At 59.5% G+C, this 18,298-nt stretch carries 18 protein-coding genes and 1 pseudogene; 6 read left to right on the forward strand and 13 right to left on the reverse strand.

What is annotated here, in order from left to right; genetic code table 11:
• Positions 1-56: 56 nt before the first annotated feature.
• Entirely contained in the window at positions 57-356 is a 300-nt protein-coding gene (locus M3461_11720; protein MDQ3774971.1) for an accessory factor UbiK family protein, read from the forward strand.
• Positions 357-423: 67 nt separating this feature from the next.
• Here M3461_11720 and M3461_11725 read toward each other — a convergent pair whose 3' ends face one another.
• From M3461_11725 to M3461_11735, 3 genes are all read right to left on the reverse strand, one after another.
• Positions 424-1,257 (reverse strand): S8 family serine peptidase, encoded by an 834-nt coding sequence (locus M3461_11725; protein MDQ3774972.1) that lies wholly within the window; start codon positions 1,255-1,257, stop codon positions 424-426.
• 84 nt (positions 1,258-1,341) lie between these two features.
• A complete protein-coding gene (locus tag M3461_11730; protein MDQ3774973.1) occupies positions 1,342-2,763 on the reverse strand; it encodes a hypothetical protein in 1,422 nt (473 codons plus the stop codon).
• A gap of 12 nt (positions 2,764-2,775) precedes the next feature.
• A complete protein-coding gene (locus tag M3461_11735) occupies positions 2,776-3,177 on the reverse strand; it encodes a hypothetical protein (protein MDQ3774974.1) in 402 nt (133 codons plus the stop codon).
• A 567-nt stretch (positions 3,178-3,744) separates the two neighbouring features.
• Between M3461_11735 and M3461_11740 the strand changes: the two are divergent.
• Positions 3,745-4,788, forward strand: a pseudogene (locus M3461_11740) (YifB family Mg chelatase-like AAA ATPase).
• Here the strand turns inward: M3461_11740 and M3461_11745 are convergent.
• Together M3461_11745 and M3461_11750 are read right to left on the reverse strand one after the other, a co-directional pair.
• Positions 4,766-6,280, reverse strand: coding sequence for a recombinase family protein (locus M3461_11745; protein MDQ3774975.1), 1,515 nt, complete (start codon positions 6,278-6,280; stop codon positions 4,766-4,768). The pseudogene M3461_11740 and the gene M3461_11745 sit on opposite strands and share 23 nt — an antisense overlap.
• Before the next feature lie 377 nt (positions 6,281-6,657).
• Positions 6,658-6,960 carry a recombinase family protein gene (locus M3461_11750; protein ID MDQ3774976.1) on the reverse strand — a complete coding sequence of 101 codons (303 nt, stop codon included), beginning with the start codon at positions 6,958-6,960 and terminating at the stop codon, positions 6,658-6,660.
• Between the two features lie 1,083 nt (positions 6,961-8,043).
• On the opposite strand from M3461_11750, the gene M3461_11755 reads away from it, so the two are divergent.
• Positions 8,044-8,976, forward strand: coding sequence for a hypothetical protein (locus M3461_11755; GenBank protein MDQ3774977.1), 933 nt, complete (start codon positions 8,044-8,046; stop codon positions 8,974-8,976).
• Positions 8,977-9,571: 595 nt separating this feature from the next.
• On the forward strand, positions 9,572-9,814 hold the full coding sequence (locus M3461_11760) for a hypothetical protein (protein MDQ3774978.1): 243 nt from the start codon (positions 9,572-9,574) through the stop codon (positions 9,812-9,814).
• Positions 9,815-10,360: 546 nt separating this feature from the next.
• On the opposite strand, the gene radC is transcribed toward M3461_11760, so the two are convergent.
• The 3 genes from radC to M3461_11775 form a co-directional block, all read right to left on the reverse strand.
• Positions 10,361-10,864: a DNA repair protein RadC gene (radC, locus tag M3461_11765; GenBank protein MDQ3774979.1), complete on the reverse strand. Its 504-nt coding sequence runs from the start codon at positions 10,862-10,864 to the stop codon at positions 10,361-10,363.
• Entirely contained in the window at positions 10,861-11,451 is a 591-nt protein-coding gene (locus M3461_11770) for a hypothetical protein (protein MDQ3774980.1), read from the reverse strand. The genes radC and M3461_11770 overlap by 4 nt, the downstream gene beginning before the upstream one ends.
• A 114-nt stretch (positions 11,452-11,565) precedes the next feature.
• On the reverse strand, positions 11,566-12,162 hold the full coding sequence (locus M3461_11775) for a hypothetical protein (GenBank protein MDQ3774981.1): 597 nt from the start codon (positions 12,160-12,162) through the stop codon (positions 11,566-11,568).
• Between the two features lie 710 nt (positions 12,163-12,872).
• On the opposite strand from M3461_11775, the gene M3461_11780 reads away from it, so the two are divergent.
• Together M3461_11780 and M3461_11785 are read left to right on the forward strand one after the other, a co-directional pair.
• Entirely contained in the window at positions 12,873-13,193 is a 321-nt protein-coding gene (locus M3461_11780; GenBank protein ID MDQ3774982.1) for a GYD domain-containing protein, read from the forward strand.
• Positions 13,194-13,347: 154 nt separating this feature from the next.
• Positions 13,348-13,638 (forward strand): hypothetical protein, encoded by a 291-nt coding sequence (locus tag M3461_11785; GenBank protein MDQ3774983.1) that lies wholly within the window; start codon positions 13,348-13,350, stop codon positions 13,636-13,638.
• Between the two features lie 126 nt (positions 13,639-13,764).
• Here M3461_11785 and M3461_11790 read toward each other — a convergent pair whose 3' ends face one another.
• From M3461_11790 to M3461_11810, 5 genes are all read right to left on the reverse strand, one after another.
• A complete protein-coding gene (locus M3461_11790) occupies positions 13,765-15,216 on the reverse strand; it encodes a hypothetical protein (protein ID MDQ3774984.1) in 1,452 nt (483 codons plus the stop codon).
• Between the two features lie 371 nt (positions 15,217-15,587).
• Complete coding sequence (locus M3461_11795; protein MDQ3774985.1) at positions 15,588-16,004, reverse strand: thermonuclease family protein; 417 nt, start codon at positions 16,002-16,004, stop codon at positions 15,588-15,590.
• Positions 16,005-16,106: 102 nt separating this feature from the next.
• The gene (locus M3461_11800) at positions 16,107-16,445 is read right to left on the reverse strand and encodes a hypothetical protein (GenBank protein MDQ3774986.1); all 339 of its coding nucleotides are present in this window, start codon (positions 16,443-16,445) and stop codon (positions 16,107-16,109) included.
• A gap of 318 nt (positions 16,446-16,763) precedes the next feature.
• The gene (locus M3461_11805) at positions 16,764-16,907 is read right to left on the reverse strand and encodes a transcriptional coactivator p15/PC4 family protein (protein ID MDQ3774987.1); all 144 of its coding nucleotides are present in this window, start codon (positions 16,905-16,907) and stop codon (positions 16,764-16,766) included.
• An 828-nt stretch (positions 16,908-17,735) separates the two neighbouring features.
• Positions 17,736-18,298: tyrosine-type recombinase/integrase (locus M3461_11810; protein ID MDQ3774988.1), on the reverse strand; the 563-nt coding region annotated here is incomplete at its 5' end.

An 18,298-nucleotide genomic window follows, 5' to 3' on the forward strand; every position in this document is an offset into this window, starting at 1 on the left:
GGGCGACAGATGATTCCGGGCGCCAGCGTCCTGGACTGCCATCGCCCCCTGCGATTATGATGCGTCTCGTGACCGACCGGCTGCCTGTAGACGAGATCCTGACGCGCTTCGCGAGCCTCCTGCCGGAGGGGACGGCGGTGCTGCGGAAGGACCTCAAAAAGAACCTCAAATCCGCCCTGGGCGCGACCTTGTCGCGCCTGGATCTCGTGACCCGCGAGGAATTCGATGTCCAGGCGGCGCTCCTGTCGCGCACCCGGGCTCGGCTCGAAGCAATGGAGAAACGGCTCGCGGCCCTCGAAGAGGCGCTGCGAACGGCGCCTGTCCCACCCGTACGCTCGACGCCACGGCAAGCCTGAGCGTTTGTGAAAAAACCGTCGCGAGCAAAGGGAGGACGCAGCGCGAGAGATCCCGGAGCGCACTAGGTTAGGGCACGCGGGTCGTCCTTTCGCAGCGCGCGGCCTTGTCGATACCGCTACCGCCATCGCACCTATCGGTACCGGACTGCCCGTCCATCGTGTCTCTGCCTCTTTGGCCGAACAGCCGATCCCGGCCTGCGCCTCCCTTCAGGAGGTCGTTTCCCGCGTCACCGAACAGCTTGTCGTTGCCGCGATTGCCGGACAGCCTATCGCGACCCCGACCACCGCAGATGACGTCGTTCCCGTCGAGCCCGGCGATGTTGTCGTTGCCGGCCAGCCCATGAATGACATCATTGCCCGGGGTGCCGACAAGATGGTCGTTGCCATCGGTACCGACGATCGTCGCCTGGAGGCCGTTACACAGTGGTGGTGGAATCGGACACGTTACCGCGGGTGGTGGCGGAGGCGCGGGTGGTGGCGGAGGCGCGGGTGGCGGCGGAGGCGCGGGTGGCTGTAGCGGCGGAACCGCACTTAGCGCGGCGTCGGTCTGGATAAGCCCAAAACCGGTGCCGTAGTCGAAGCCGGTGTCGAACCCCGGCGTCGCCGGATCGTCCATGTCGACGGCCGTGGTTTTCAGAACGGCATAGATGTCATCCGGGTTAAACGATGGGTTCCGAGCCGCGATCAAGGCGGCGACCGCGGCGGCATGCGAGGCGGCGGCCGAGGTCCCGAAGAAGTTTGGAAAACAGGTCGCGTCCGGGTCACTCCCACCAAAGAATGTCGTGTCGGTCCCATCCGGAGCCGTGATGTCCGGCTGCTGGCGGATCTCCGGTGTGGCGAGCCGGTTCCCGGCGGTATCGAAGAGGATGGGGGTGCCCCCGGCTGAAGAGAAACTCTCGATGCGCGGCGGATTCGCGCTGAAAGCCGGAGTTTGCCGGTAATCAGCCGCGCCGACGCCGAGCCCTCCTAATGCGGCGCTATGGCCTCAGGAGGCGCCGGTCTTGGTATCGAACTCATCGATCGTGATGGCGCCGCTCCCGACGTTCACGAACTTCATCAACCCGGGGTTCGGTCCGGTGAATTTCAGGATGATCACGCCGAAGGTGGTGGCGGGACCGGTATTGGTAACGTCGAAGATCTCGACGGGGTCGTTTCCTTCGTTGAAGGCAGCGCTTGCGGTAAGGAGTCGGGTACAGGCCGCGTTGGTTAGAACGATGTCCATGTCGCTTGCCGAGCCCGGTGGTCCGCTTACCGAGAAGAAGGGCTGATCCCATTGGAAGATCAACTCCAGCGTCTGGCCCACCGGGATGGTGACCTGCTGGCAGGTATCGACACCGGTACCCGGATCGAAATCGTGCAGCTCTTCCGGCCCGCCGCCGAGGTCGATCGATTGGCCGCTCGGGCGGAAGGCGGACTCGTAGGCCTGGCGACCGTCGTTGCCGGCCGAGCTGAAATAGGCCACCCCCATCCCCTTAACCGTGTTCACCGCCTGCGCGATAATTCCGTCCTGGTAGAAGGGCTCGGCGAAGTAGATGATATCGTCGTTGATGATCTTCGCCCCGGCATTGGCGAGATCGATGATCCCCTGGGCGAAATTGGCCTGTCCGCCCTCTGCCGTATGGAAGGCTTGGGTGGTTCCGGGGGCGATATCGTGGATGATCTCCATCATGCCTCGCCCTTCGTCCGTGCGTCCATCGGCGCAGGGGCCTTCTTCCAAGACAGTGATCCCAGCGGGCAAATCACCGCTCGCGACGCCTGCCGCGGCGCCCCCGAGACAGTTGAAACTGTCCGACAGGGTGCCCACTATAACCCCCGCGCCGACCACGCCGAAGGTCATACGGGCGATGTCCGCGCGCATCGCGGCATCTCCCTGGCTCGTCACGGCGCCGACGTTCGTGGTCGCGTAGGCGGGACGGGCGAACTGCAATGAGGAGAGGTCCTCGAGCGCCGGGATCGCGGTCATGGGAAGGCGACCCGACACTAGGCGTCCGAACACGGTGACGTTCTCGGCGCCGAGCGCGCGGAGATCGGCGGCAAGGCTTTCGGGGTCGCCCGATGCGGCGGTATCGATGACGACAGCTCCCTCGGCGATGGGCGCGAGCGCGTTGCTCGACTTGAAGGCCGGGGCGGCCACTCCTTGCCCGTTCGTCCGCGTCAGATGTGCCTGGTACTCCGCGTGTAATGCCATGAGGTCGGCGCCCATCTTGGCCATGGCGGCCTTCGAGGGCGAGGTTCCGATCCCGAGAGTCTCGGCCCGGCGTATCACAGGAGGGACGGCGTCCTGGGCCGAGGTCGGTGGGGCGGTCACGCCAAGGACAACGGCCGCGAGCGCAAGTTTCAGGGTGCTTCTGGCCGTGACGCCGGTGCCGTGGACACCGTAGGCCGTGCCAGCGATATCCGCGTGCATCGCGGCGCCGCCCTAACCGCCCACGTCCTCGGCGTTCGTGGTCGCATAGGCAGGGCGAATGAACTGCAGCGAGGAGAGGTCCTGGAGCGCCGGGATCGCGGTGATGGGCAGGCGGCCCGACACCATTCGTCCGAACACCGTGACGTTCTCGGCGCCGAGCGCGCGCAGATCGGCGGCTAGAGCCTCGGGGTCGCCGGATGCCGTGGCATCGATGACGACGGATCCCCCGGCGACGGGCGCGAGCGCGTTGCTGGACTTGAAGGCCGGAGCGGACGCCCCTTGCCCGCTCGTGTACGTCAGGTGCGCCTGGTACTCCGCGTACAGGGCCAGGAGGTCCTGGCCCACCTTGGCCGTGGCGGCCTTCGAGGGCGAGGTGCCGATCCCGAACGTCTCGGCACCGCGCAGCTCGATCACGCGCTTCCCCGTGCCTTGGGCCGGGAGCGGCGGGGGGGGCCGAGCCGAGCACGATGGCCGCGAGCGCCAGGTAGAGGAGGTGTGGGGAACGCGTCTGTCTACGCTTGTTCATCATAAATCTCCTTATGATTCAAGGTGATTTCATTAGCATTGTCGCACCGGTCCCTGCAGGACAGGCGGCTCGCGCTGGAATCGATCGAGCCCGGTTCAGGGGGTAAGGCAGATCGCTCTCCGGAGTCGGAGACCCTGAACGTCGTCTGCCGTGCTTATACCATAGGCGGAATAGGCATCGGCCCTTGTTCGACAGCATCGTGGCACGGGCTTACGGGGGATGCGGCTCGGTGCCGGGGCGGGCGCATGACGTATGCAGCTACGGCCGGCGGTCCGGGCAGCGGGCGCCGCGACTGACACCGCTGCCCCCGGCCGCGTTGTTTTTAATCATTGCTGCCGCGGACCGTCAACGGTGCCACCACCGGGCCGATATCGGGGCCGTGCGCGCCTCCCACCCATCTCGATGATGCCCCGATGACATCGCGATCAGACTCCGGTCGGTAGTTCCAACCCTCCATGTCCGTCGCCGTCGTCTACAGCCGTGCCCAAGTCGGGATCGAGGCGCCGCTCGTGACCATCGAGGTGCACCTGTCGAACGGCCTGCCGGGGCTGTCCATCGTTGGCCTGCCCGAGGCGGCGGTGAAGGAGAGCAAGGACCGGGTCCGCAGCGCGCTGCTCAATTCCCAGTTCGAGTTTCCACTCCGACGCATCACCATCAACCTGGCGCCGGCCGATTTGCCCAAGGAAGGCGGGCGCTTCGATCTGGCCATCGCGCTGGGTGTCCTGGCCGCGTCCGGCCAGCTCGATGCCGCCGCCTGCCTGGGCCTGGAGTTCGTGGGCGAGCTGGCCTTGACCGGGGAGCTTCGGCCCGTGCGCGGGATCCTGCCCTCCGCCCTGTCGGTGCGAAACGCCGGGCGTGCGCTGGTGGTCCCGCGGGACAATGCCGCGGAGGCGGCCCTGGTCGATGCCCTGCGTGTTTTTCCGGCCGAGCACCTGCTAGAGGTCTGCGCCCATGTGCAGGGCCAGACGCTCATGCAGCCCTGCGCCCCGGCGCCCGTGGCCCCGACTGACGGCCAGCACGCGGAGCTGGCGGACATCAAGTCCCAGTACCACGCCAAACGCGCGCTCGAGATCGCCGCGGGCGGTGGCCACAACCTCCTGATGGTGGGTCCGCCCGGCACCGGCAAGAGCATGCTGGCGCGCGCCCTGCCCGGGATCCTGCCGCCCATGGATGAGCAGGAGGCCCTGGAGTCGGCGGCCGTGCACTCGGTGAGCGCCCAGGGCTTCCGGCCCGAGAGTTGGAGGCGGCGGCCGTTTCGCGCGCCCCATCACACGGCCTCCGCCGTGGCGCTGGTGGGCGGTGGCAGCCACCCCCGGCCGGGTGAGATCTCACTCGCCCATCACGGAGTCCTGTTCCTGGACGAGCTGCCCGAGTTCGACCGGCGCGTGCTCGAGGTCCTCCGCGAACCGCTCGAGTGCGGGACCATCACGGTCTCGCGCGCCGCGCAGCAGGCCGATTTTCCGGCGCGGGTGCAGCTCATCGCGGCCATGAACCCCTGTGGCCGTGTTGCCTTCGAGCCATCATCTCTACAGGGTTGGGAAGGTAGCAGAGGTGGATCTCCACCTCGTCTTTTGCAATCGTGATCCGCTCGGTGATGGTCTCGACGATGTGTCGCTTCTCTTGGGGCAGGAGACCATCCCAGCGGGAATAGAGGTCGCGCGCTTCTTCGACGATCTCGTCGCTTGAGAGGTACTGGATCTTCAGGAAGTCGAGTTCTCCCTGGAGTCTCGGTATCTCATCCCGGAGCTGGTTGCGTCGGTCCTCCAGGGGACGGTACCGCTCACTGAACGCGTCCGCAGTGATCTTGTCGCCCACGTAGAGGCGGTACACCCGGTCCATCTCCTGGGTGACTTTCGCCTGCTCGGACTCAAGGGTATGAAGGAGCGCTTCCTTCTCCTTGAGGACGTGGTCAGCATGATGGAGGTACTCCGTGATGTCCTCTGAGGAGAAGAAGAAGTGCTTGAGCTGCTCGTGGAAGACCCCCTCCAGGTCGCCGACGGGTATCTTGTTCCGACACTCGTAGCAGACGTACTTGGGGGTGTTCGAGGGCACGTACATTTTGGTGCCGCAGGTGCAGAAGGCGAGGCCCGAGAAAAGGTGGACGGCCTTCCTGGCAGGGCGCTTGTTCTTCTCCCTCCGCTCCGTGAGGATCGCATTGCACTCTCGCCAGAGGTCCTCGGAGATGATCGGCTCGACTGGCGTATAGACCCATTCGCTCTCGGGCTTGAGGACCCAATTCTTGTTCTCGCCCAGGGTCCTTGTGTAGTTGGCTCTTCGAAATCCCTTGGCCGTGGGGTCCTCAATGAGCCGTCCGACAGTCGTGTCCGAGAAGTGGGACCCGTCCCTGGTACGGTAGCCCTGTTCGTTCAAGATCCTGGCTACCGCCTTTTTCCGTCTGTGTTCCAGGAAAAGGTCGTAGATGAGCTTCCTGACCGGAGCTTCCTTGGGGTCTACCTTCAGCTCCTTCCCCTCCCAGCGGTAGCCGAAGGGAGCAGCGCCACCCAAGGGCTTGCCGAGCTTGGCGCGTATGGGGACCGAGGCCGCTACTCTCTCTGCAATCTCCTCCCGCTCCCACTGGGCCATGGCTGCGACCACGGTGAAGAACAAGCGCCCAGCAGGTGAGCCGGTATCGATCGACTCCTGAAGAGAGACGAGGTCAGCTCCGTGTTCACGGAATATGTCAGAGAGTTCAAGGAGTTCCTTGGTGTTCCTGGCAAGACGGGCGAGCTTCGAGAAGACGAGGCCGCTGATGTGGCCGTTTCGTATGTCCTTAAGCATCCTCTGGGCTTCAGGATGCTCTATAACGGACTTCCCGCTCACCCCTTCCAGGTGGTAGATCTCCCGTACCTTCCAGCCCTTGGCTTCGGCGTAGGCCTGGGCTCGGCGCTCGTGGTGCTCGGGGCTTTCACCCCGGGCTTGGTCTTCGGTGGAGACCCGGATCCAGATGCCGACGGATTTTCTGTCGGGCTCAGCTTTGGGAACGGCACTCATGGATGTTTGCCTGCCTGGTGACCTCAGTTTGTCAGCATTGTCCCGCCTGAACGCGTCCTTGTGAACGGTGCCGTGCTGCTCCTTGCGTATCGCAACATAGTGTGTATACTGGCGCGCGAACCCACAATATGTGGGGTATCTACACCGAGGTCATATCATGGCAACATCAAAGCGGAGTGGTTCAGGACAGCGAGGACGTGACGCAGGCACAGGGAAGTACATTCCCGTCGCGGAAGCGAAGCGTCGTAGGTCAACGGCGGTGGTTGAGACCACCAGGAAACCGTCAAAGAAGAGGTAGCTTGGGCGATCAACCGGAGCCGGTGAAAGCCCGGCTTCGGTTAATTCTCGCGGGGGCTACGTAGGCGACATCAGGCAGCTCAAAGCGTCGCTGGACCCGCCCTGTGAAGCGAGGCGAGCTTGGAGAAGACGAGGCCCGTGATGTGACCGCTTCGTATGTCCTCCAGCATTCTCTGGGTTTCGGGATGCTCTATCACAGACTTGCCGCTCACCCCTTCCAGGTGGTAGACCTCCCGTACCTTCCAGCCCTTGGCGTCGGCGTAGGCGCGGGCTCTCCTTTCATGGTGCTCGGGGCTCTCACCTTTCGCTTGGTCTTCGGTGGAGACCCGGATCCAGATGGCGACTGCCTTTCTGCTGGGCTCGACTTTGGGAACGACGTTCATGGTTGGTGTCCTCAATAGTGATCGCAACTAGAGGATTGTCCTCCTGGCGGGACTGCCTGTGAACGGGGCCGCACCGCTTCTTGCCGATCACAAGCGCTTGTATTTTATTTGCGCGCAATCCCACAACGTGTGGGGTCTCTACACAGAGGTCATATCATGGCAACATCAAAGCAAGGTGGTTCAAAGCAGCGGGGGCGGAGTGCAAGAACCGGGCGGTTCATTACCGTAGCGGAAGCAAAGCATCGGGGGCCGACCGCGGTGGTCGAGACTATCAACCGTCGAAGAAGAGGTAGCTGGTAGACTGACCGGAGCCGACCAGATGGCGGTCAGGGTCAATCAAATCGGCGCGACGAGGGCGGCACCCTGTGCGCGGGCCTTGCTGAGACCAGCGATTCCAGCCAGCCGTGCATGGGGGGCTGCCGGGTACGGGGTCACAATGAGCGGTACATCGAGATCCGGGCACGGATCGAGCCGTTGTCCCATGCCCTCTTGGGGAGATGCTAGCATCCGATCGCAGATCTCGGCGACGCCCTCCCTGAGCCGGCCCACCACGACGGCTCCGGACGCGGGCGTATCGAAGGGATCCGGCGCGGGAGGGGCTGGTGTGGGCGAACTCAAGAAAGGATCTCTGTGACGACTAAAAGACCACCTATCTTGAGGGATCCTGCGGAATCCCACAGAAAGGTGCTGGAACCTGTTGACAACCACGGATACGCATGGTATCCTACTTGACAACATACGATTCCTTGAGCTTTGGCAATGAAAGGTGCCTCGAAGGCCAACAATACGGCCACATACTATCTTCCACATTGCGAAACTTTGCGGCTTCATGCGGGCATGAATAAAACGGACCTTGCGAAGGCAGCTGGTGTGAGCAGAGATACCATCTCAACCATAGAGAAGAATCGTCCCGTAACAGCGGCAATTGCTAACTCAGTCTATAACGCACTCGCTGAAAAGCACAAAGCTATTGGTCCTCGGGACATTGAAATCACGACAGTGTCACCGGCGGAAACCCGCGCCCAGCGATAGATGATGTCAACACGCAGCAAACTAACGACTTCACGTGATCCTTTTTCGTTCATGCGTGAAGTCATCTGTTATAACCAAGGAGAGTACGTTCAGTATAACTTTCTCGCCGGGGAACTACACAAAACGCTGAAAGACGCCCTGCGTGAATCTCCGACACCCGTCGCGAGGCTTCATGAGCTTTGTGGCCAGCTGGAGGAGTTCTTAAACAAGAAGCTATATCATGTTTCACTGCAGAATTTCCGCTTTATTAAATCATACTTTCGCAGTCGGCATGACAAAGAGCCGCGCCTTTGTATAAAGGGGCATTATATAAAGGGCGAGGAGGACCAAATAGTTCAGCTAGTCAGAGAGAAGAAAGTCAACTATCGGTCGGAATACCCTCTGAAGGAGAATTCAGGATTCTTGTTCGTAAAAGCCCATGGTCGATATTTTCTATGTAACGATATACCTAAAAGTATCACCAATGATGAATATCGCAATGCGAGGATAGATGACGCATTGGCCCGAGCGTACTACGAGCACAAGAATACGGCATCGGCCAAATCAAGTGAGAATCACGGCTATCAATATGATGAATCATGGGTTAGATGTTGGATACCGCCACAGAACGACAGAGATCCTCCAAGCCAGATTGATCCCAGCTCTTGTTACAAGTCTACCATTATTATTCCAATCACTCTCTGGAACAATAAGCTTACCTCGTCTTTTCGGATGAGGCTGCGTAGGAAGCATGAGACCGATATTGACATCAAAGCAAAAACAATTTTTGGCTACCTGTGTTTTGACCATGTCGAGGAGAATTATTTTAACGATAATATCGACGTCGATGTTGGATACATATTCGCGGACATCCTTTCTCTGTATATGATAACACGAGCTATATATACAGAACTCTCCACAACGTACTCGAAAGTAATGCACGACTCCCTGCACTTAATAACCAGGCGTGATCATGAACACCACAATATCCAGCCACAACACTGAGCCAACGGATTACAACCACAACATCGTTGATGTAACAGCATCACGGCTCCTTGAGTTCGCACGAATACGGATAATGCGTAAAGGTAGAGATTCGCATACCGGGCGCTTCACGGAAGAACCCCGTACTGATAGAAAGTGCCTTGACAGCGACCAGACTATAAGTAAGCTAGAGTCAGAGTGCCCTTCTTCCGCAGCGCGTGGAGGACAGGAGCGTCTCGGGGAGGATTCTTTAAAAAGTGCTCCTGGAGATGTTCCGTTGTCTGTGGTGGGGAGGGCAAAGGAGCATGGTCCAAGGAGAGGAGAACATTGTGGAGATATGAATGATGATACTCCTTCAAAGGTTGCTACCTACCTGGTGTCCAAGTCCCGATACCCGAGTGTATTTGCTCTTTCTGTCGTGTTCGGGGGCGGCATCGGGCAGATCGCCTTCTCTACGCTTGGCCTCTCCCCCGCAAGCGGCTTCCTGGTGGGGTCCGCGGTGGTCTTTCTCGCCCTGACATCCGCGGTTCTGATCAGTAGAGGCAGATCCGAGTCTCAGATCGAAGAAGCCCAAATGAGAAAGCGCTCAGCTTCCCGGCACGAATAGCCGTTTTCGATGGCCTTTAAGATCGGCGACCTTGAGCTAGCTACACCGGGTGATATATTTATAGGTGGGTTAGCCTACGGAGCCGCATTTACGATCGATGCGTTCTTCTTTCCCGACGGAGCCAATTCCGCAGAGGTTGCTAATGCAGCAACCATTGCCGCCTTGGGTACGAAGTACGGTGTCCAGACAGCTTGGCAGCGATGGAGAAAGAATCCTAGAAGGCGCCTTCTTCCTAAAGTGACCAAGGGCTGAAAGTTAGGGGTACTAAACAGTATCCCTTTTTTATATGTGCCCGGCATGGTCTGGAACGAGATCTCGGAGGGGACCGGCTTGCGTTTCCGAGCAAGAGGCGCCCATGAGCGGCACCACGTTCGTGATCCCGGCCTGGGTGAGCCGCCAAACGGCGGTAAAGCTCTCGACAACCACGAGCCGCGAAGCGTTCTCTATCCTAAACCCGTTATACAAAAACGCGGATTTGCGGAACTCATGGCAGGTGCCCTTGTGCTCCCGACTTTCGGGAAGAAATACCACGGAGTGTCCGTACCGATCGCTCCCTCATCCACAATGCGGCCGGCATAGCCGATGAGCTGCCGTCCCGCATCATGCCAAGGGGAAAGTCGATGCGCCCCTTCATGAGTCGCCGCTGGCAGTACTCGAGACCGAAAGTCGTCTCGAAAGTGAACTTCCAGAAGTTCATGAATCTCACGGACTATCCGGGAACATCCCCATTGGGTTTCAGAACAAAAATCGCCCCAAAGGATGGGACGATGAAAGAACAAAGGTGGTGTAGAGCCTTCCCTAGAGCAGTCCTCGTTCAGCAAGACTCACAGTTTCTGTCCCGGCCACGATGATATGGTCCAGGACCCGTATACTCACAAGCGCAAGCGCGTCCTTGAGCTGCCTCGTAAGACCTTCGTCGGCACGGGATGGTTCAGCGATGCCCGAAGGGTGATTATGTGCAAAGATCACGGCGGCAGCGTTGCATTTGAGTGCTGCCTTGACCACTTCTCGCGGGTGGACCGACGCGCCGTCAATGGTGCCGAGAAAAAGCTTTTCAAAGGCTATGACGCGGTGGCGGTTATCGAGGAAAATGCAACAGAACACTTCCCGTTCCAGATCTCCCAACTGAAGCGAGAGATAGAGCTTTGCCTCGTTTGGGTTGAGGAGCGTCGAGCTGCGACGCATGCGGCTTTTGAGGATGTGTGACGCGAGGTCGAGGATCTCCTTTCTGGTGGCCCTTCGTACGAAGAGGTAACCGCCTTCGGGATCGATTTCATAGAGTGGTGATGTTTGTCTCGTCATTTCTGTTCCTCCAGGTAGACATAGGTATATTGGTGGTTGCGTGCTGTGGTTCGTCGTCGCGACTTGGCGGTTCGCGGTTCTTGTGAGTGGAATCGGAGCTTGGGAAACAGGTGGTCGCGAAGGTAGAGTGATCCGACGAAAATGATGTCGTCGAGGGTCGCTCCGCATCGGTATGCTCTCTCCTCAAGCGTGTTGGAGATATCCGGACGGTGCGCGAGAAAGGATCGCAGCGCCCGCGTTATAGCAACGTCTGCCTCGTGGGGAGTCTTGGGTTCCTTCCAAAGCACCTCCTCCCGAAGCGCTCTCTCATGCTTTTGGAGAAGGGCGGCAAAGCTGCTTCTTCGGAGAAGACGCTCTCCGTAGGCCGTAAGCTTCTTGGGCGACGCGGCTCTCGCGAGTCGGCGTTCCCAGAGAGTGGTAACCCGCTCTTCGATCCGTGCGAGCCGCTCGCTTACGTCACGAAGCCCGGGGGTTATGCGCTCGTCAATCGTTTTCTCTACTGCCGCAACCGATCGCTTAAGCGACCCCCAGGCGGCGCCAACGGAGAAGACCGTGACGACAATTGTGGTAATGGTAGATAGGTCCATAAATAATCGCGAAAATAATGGATGGCAATAACCATAAGATAAACACTCCATAGGCGGCGTAAACGCCGACAGAGCAAAGGGACAACGGACAAGCGACGGAAAGGAGGGTCGTGATCAGGGACCGGAGGGGCCGCTCAGCGGACGCTCAATGGAAGACGGAGGTTTATCGGCGTACCAGAAAGCGAGGGCCAAAGCCAGGGACTCGAAGATGCTTATCCGCGGATCCTCGCTCATCCAGATCTTTCGCGGTGGCGGGAGAGAAGATGCAAGCTCTGGGAATTGACTGGCGAGGATTTCGGCTCTGCGGTGCTTCGTGCCTGCACCGTGCCGGGAGAAGAAGTCCCGCATGTCTCTTCGTCCGATGGGGTTTCCCTTAACGCCTTTCCTGTCGGCGAGACGCTCTACCCCTTGGAGGAGGTGACGAATCCGTAAAGAGCGGCGGGACGGCGTTTCGGAAGGATTCTCGAACACCACAAACTCTGGTCCGTAGAAGGTGATCAGTGCATCGAGTTTCTCGAGGCAGGTAACATTCTTGTCCTGCCGTATATCTTTCACGCCCCAGTCGATTAGGCCGGCGGGCCCTTTCATGAAGACGTAGCCGAATCCTCGGCTCGCGGGTGAGATGGCAAGAAGGAGAGATTCTTGGAAGGGATGCATAGGGGCGTGCGCGGCGGATACGCCGCGGATACGAATAACGATGCTTCCTTGCAACGGCTAACCGCTCTGGCTTGTACGGGTAACGATGCCGTCAAGCATCTTCACCCTTCGTTCGCTGCGCGGAGTCGACTCTCTCCGCGACACGGTCAGCCGGAGCACCTTTGCCCGCTCTGCCAGGTGAGATGCAATGTCGCGGTAGAGACCGGGGAACAGTTCATCTGCCGGGACACCGAAAATGACCTGACAAGCAAAGGCGGTCTTCAGGTTCGGGAACCGAGACAACCGTTCTAGACGAGACACCTTCGCGCCGCTCCGAGCCCCAAGAAGGAAAGCAATATCGACCTGAGTAAGTGCGCTCCGCTTCCGGAATGTCCGGAGATAGTTGTGAGGCGCTGTTCTCATGAAAATGCGCGCGACGCGGGGAATGCTCGTCACCCTTTCAGCATAACTCGCAGAAGCGATCGCGGTAGGGTGGAAAATGTGACAAAAGTGGCAAGAAGGTTGCTGCGAGTCTTGAGAACGACCCTCCCCTCAACTCTCTACCTGGGCGGCCGATCTGCTCGGTGCGCCGTGTCCCGGTGGATGCCGTCCTTCCACAGCGGTCTCTCCGTCACCGGGATACGGCGTTCTCGGCCTTCGCTTCGGACCCTTCCTCGCTCGTGACAGCCGGCTCTCCGTGGCCTCGCTACGAGGACGTGCTTGTTCATGACAACGGGCTATACTTACTTCCATGAGGCAGCCCGCCTGAAAGGCTGGAGGACACTATGAAGTACATACTACTCGGTACGCTCAACGCGGAATGGGTGCAGAGGCACGCCGAACGGACCACAGATGCCAAGGCAAAGCTCCAGGCGCTTGGTATCACCCTCGATGCCGTCTATTACACGCAAGGGCCATACGACTTCGTCGATGTGATCGACGCCCCGAGCGGAGAGGCGGCGCTCGGATTCTCGATATGGTATGCGAGCCGGGGCTATGGGCGCATCCAGACGATCCCGGCCTTCGATGCAGCCGCGATGGAGAAGGCGGCCCAGGGAGAGAGGAAGGGCAAGAAACGCGCGGCCCAATCGGCGAAGGCTCGTTGACCCTCCGCGCCTTACGGATTGGTCACCGTGTTTGGCGGAACGGGGGTTCCTTGGCTGATGGATGGTTATCTTTGCTCACGGAGAATTTCCAGGTCACCAGTGCGCTATCTGGAATCCGAAAACCGGTTCGCGATGGTATATGAGACCGAGATACATGAAGCTTGCTGCAATTGGCGCGATCACAGCCACAGTGTTGCGCTTGAATGCCGCCGATCTGCCACCCGATCTATCGCAAGCGGAGGATTCCACATGCCCTGGGAAGTGGGAAGACCCAGGCCCGCGCACCGGAGATTGCAAGCGGGATTGGATATTCGGTCATTGCACCACATTTGCGATCGAGCACGAGGCTGCATTTGCGGCCATTCAGGACTGCACGTTGGACGCCGAGCTCTTCGCAGATTATTGCGAAGCGATTCCTCCGTGGTGTCAGGAGGATGGTCTGTAACGTACCGCGCCGCCCCGCCCAACTAGATCCACAGCCCCGATCTCCTTTCGCATCTCCTGTACGCGCGGGTGGACATGGGGATGTGGGGACGTTGAGAAGGATGCTGGAATCGCTCCGGCTACGAATTTAAGGGGCTTTGGTTTCTATGCTGTCTCGGGGCCATCTTCCTTCTCCCAACGTCCCCAAGTCCCCAAGTCCCCCGATTGGGAGCGGGAGAGAGTCATCCGGGGCACCGCGGGAGAGGAAGCGAGCGTCCTCGTCGTCCCTTATGCCATACTTCTCGTACAGCGGTTCAAGAGTCTTTTCGTTCACTGAAACAACAAAAGCCCCGTGCCTCTTGTACGTTCTGAGGTGAAGCTTCTGGCGTACGATGGTCCCGATCCATTTCGGGGTGATAGCGCGATCATAGTCCAAGCCATGTTCTTGGTAGAGTCGGTCGGCGATCTGTTTGATCGATACCCCAGGAGACTGGCTCGCGCGTGAAAGTTTTAGAATCATGGAGAGTACCTGCGCTTCCATTTCCATACTGCGATCAAGGACGATCTCTTGGTGCTTCGTATGTGCATAATTGAGAAGCATGTGTCGTGCTTCGGTATCGTCCACCAGGGCAAGAAGAGGTCGGTAGATTTGATTCATCCGTGGTTCAAGAGATGGGTCCATTGCAGTACTTCTTATGGCGGCCTTCCCATAGTGTCGAAACCGATACAGGAGCAGTTTGTTACGGATTGACCGCGCCTCTTCCTCCCAGCTGTTCGGGAGACTGATGGGAATGTCTTTCCGCAGAGGTCCTTGTCCCATGTCCTCGGTAAGAAAACGGCTTTCCAACGCTTTGTCGTCATAGTGTCCCCTGGTCGCCAGCACCTTGGGGCCGTAGACGTTAAAGGCTCTCGGGTTGAATTCCTTGTATCGATTCACCTCGCAACGAAGGACAGGAAACCCTTTTACATTTCCGTTGTTGAGTATCTTTACAATTTCTGCTTTCTCATCCGAGAAGCGAAAGTCGCTTTCGTCCATGATCAGCGTGCCACGGAAGCTATCGAGAATGTGGAAGAGAGGAGACACCGATGATGCGCCACTTGCAAAAGCTCCTTTGTAACAGAGGGAGCCTACGACAAGGAGGAACCGTGTCTTGCCGCTGCCGTAGTCACCACGAACACGAAGGTATGGGAGCTCATTAAATTTGTCGTAAACGCAGGACAGAAGAATGTAGTAGGTTGCGATGATTTCAAAGACCGGGGACAGGTCAACGTACCGGTGGATAAAGGTTTGTATGTGGTTCACGAGCTCCTGCGTGGTACCGTATTCCTCTGCTTTCTCAGGAAACAATATTACCTGATGCTTGATGAGGTTGTTCTCGGGCGAGTACGGGACCAGGAGATGGCTGAGATCAAGCGCATAGCTCTGTTCGACGTTCCAGATATTTCCATCCCAGATCGCAAGGCTTGTTTTCCGTTCCCGCGCGTCATAAAGAAGTTCGACGAGGGTGCCGTCGTCTAAAGCGCGAGAGACGGTTGGTATTCCACGCTGTTTCGGAGTCTTCTCGTGTGATTGGTGATTTTCTCTTGTACGCTCTTCCATACGTCCTTAGGCTATCGTGTCCGTACGAAGCGAGAAGGGTGGAGATTGTGTCTGCGAGGACAATTTGCCCTTCCTACGGTACCCGCGAGGGCATGGTATGCGCTGCCTTAACGAAATCCGGGCAAGAGAGATCGATCGCGATGGGGAGACATGCCAGTATGTGTAGCAGCACACCCTCCTTCCTAGAGCCGGAAGGCACCAACGCATATCAGGTTGGCACCTCCGGTAAGAAGTCGTCGGGAAATGGACGATCACCAACGAACTCATTGTTGTCGATCGAGATAGCGGTCTTTTCAAGCGCTTCCGGCTCGGCAGTGTCGGCGTCCTGTTGTTCAGTGTTTGGCCAACGCCACCGCACGAGCGTAGTATTTTTATGGGGGTCGTCGGAAGTCCCACGGAGGCACTGGCTTCGGGTCGTGCCAGAGACCAAGCCTCTCCGCGCGGGCTCTCACCTCGGCCCGAGCATAGGCCGCCCGGTCCCAATCCGACTGTTCCTGCTCATACCGTTTGTAGTGCCACGCGAGTCCGGCCTCGACCTGCCGGAGGCCAGCATCAGCGCCGCTTGCCAGCACCTTGCCTACAATGCGGCCGTAGTGGTCTCGCTTGTAGTAGTTGACGGTGACCGTTTGGCCATCCACCAGACTCGAGAGATGGTCTTTAGCTACCTGACCAAACGGCTGGCGTTTCTCCGGTGTGTCGATGCCAGCGAGCCGCACGCGATGTTGTCCCTGGTCGGTAGTCAGGATTGTTAAGGTGTCGCCGTCGGCGATGGCGACCACGCGACCCATGAGCCAATCTGCTCGCGCCGGTGTGCCAGAGGACTAGGCATAGGAGGTGAAGTGCTGCCCGTCTTCGCATGAGTGCCTCTTCTGGACGATATACCGCGGCGCTTAGTCGTGCCCCCGTCCATGCTTGGATTTATACTTATCGTGGCCGCGATGTAAGCCGTTGTCATGGTGATAGCGCGGTTCTTCAATGACCACCGGCCGTGGCTGACGGTAACGCGTATCCGACGCACTGCCGCCAATTGCGGCACCGACCGCCCCGCCTAAGCCGCCACCAATGATAGCGCCTTCCCGCCCGCCTACGGCAGAGCCGATGGCGGCACCTGCGCCACCGCCGAGGGCACCACCGAGCACGGTTGTCGCATCGACTTCCCCCGCCGAGACGCTGACCGCAGTAAGGTTGAGAGACAAGATCGCTGTCGCATGAAATATCCGTTTCGTCATTGCAACACTCCTTATCCAGACAAATAGCATTATGGGCGTGGATGGGAAACCCACGGGACCGTCCAAGCGCTATCGAGGGCGTAGGGGCCCGCACCACCGCGCCCGGCCTATGTGGGAGGAGACGCCGGCCCGGCCGCACGACCTTATGCAGCGCCGTTTACGAGGCGGCACGGTCGTCCGTGGCGCGCCAGCTCAGCGTGGAGATCCGGGGCGCGGCGGTGCGGGCCTAGGATTTCGGCGGTCTGTTGTAAGACCTAAGCGCGGTCCCGCGCGGTGTCGAGAGAAGGAGATAACGCCAAAACCCTCGTGTCAGCGGGGTCACGGCTGCACGCCCTCCAGTGCCTTGATCAGCTCCGGGATCAGTTCGGGTCGCAGGGTGACGCCCTTCTTGGTAGGCACCCTGTCGGCCTTGCCCTCGATCTCGGTGTAGACCCGGATGCGCCCCTTGTACTCCGACCACATGACGCGGAGTCTTCAATGCAGTTCCTTGGGAACGATGGCTATCGGTTCTCCGTACGCGCCCCACGCATGCCGCCAACCCGAATACCACAAATGCGCATAGGATTAGGATTGTGTCCATCACAGTGCATCTTGAAGGTTGACGGGCGGGCCAGCCTGAGGGCGCCCGTTCGAGCCGGGCTTTGATCGTCCGCCGCCATCAAAAGACATCATGTGCGATATGAATCAATAGAATTCCAAAGAGTGCTAAGAGCATACATCCCAGTAGAAATCCGGCATACAGCATATTGCGCATTTGGGCATGAATACGCTTCCCTATCTCCTCAAACTGGTGGAGATGCTCCAACTCCCGGATGATTGGCATGCGCTCCGGGCGCCCCCCGTTGGAGTCTTCCGGGCCTTCCGTTCGTATTTTAGGTCCCACCCAATGTGGTGGTTGTGGATCACAAATCACTCTCTCACCTTTGCTCTTTCGTCATCATATCTTTTCCCTCTACTCTGGGGTGGCGCCGCCACCTGCGACCTCAGGGAGCGCGTCGAACACTCCGTGAGACGGGCTATCGGATTGTGAGGTGAGGGGCTTTAGAGCGGCCTGGCGTTGGGCTTGAAGGGGCGGGCACTGTACGCGGCGTTGCTGGGAGAGGCTATGGCTGAAGCCGATGGCACCGCTCTCAGGACCGGTAGACCGGATGCACGGGACCGCAGCGCTTTTACTGCGCTATGCTTAACGCTCATGTGCGGCCGCTTCGCCCGATTCTCCTCCGTCCCTTCAGGATCGTCAAACAATAGCAAGAACAGCGGCGATCAGTGGCCAAAGGGCTTGCATGTGGCCTACCGCTCGGAGCCGGTGCGCCGCCACAGCCCGCGGAAGCGGCTCGCGTCCAACTCGGTGTAGATCTCGGTGTGCCGGACGTCGCGGTGGCCGAGGTAGTCCTGGATAGTGCGGGTGTTGACGCCTTCGTTGACGAGCCGGTACCCGCAGCCGTGGCGCAGCATGTGGGGGTGGACGTGTCCGAGGCCTGCGGCCTGGCCGGCGCGCTTGAGCATGTACTCCACCGCATCGGTGCCCAGGGGCCCGCCCTGTTCGGAAATAAATACAAAGGAGAGGCTCGATGTTTTCTCGCGCCGGAGCTTGCGCAGCGCCCGCAGCTCGTCGCCCTGGAGGGGATGCATGGTGCTCTTGCTGCTCTTGAGGCGTCGCACATAGATCTCGGCGCGGTCGAGATGCACGTCTTCCCAGCGGAGATCCGTCACCTCGCCGACACGCAGGCCGTGGCGGTAAGCGACCAGGATCATTGTCGAGTCGCGGTGCGGGTTGCGGCTGGTCTTCTTGACCGTCTGACGCAGGCCCTCGACCTGCGGTTCGGTCAAAAACCGCGGGGCTTTTCGCCTCT

The sequence above is a fragment of the Pseudomonadota bacterium genome (assembly GCA_030860485.1).
GTDB lineage: Bacteria > Pseudomonadota > Gammaproteobacteria > JACCXJ01 > JACCXJ01 > JACCXJ01.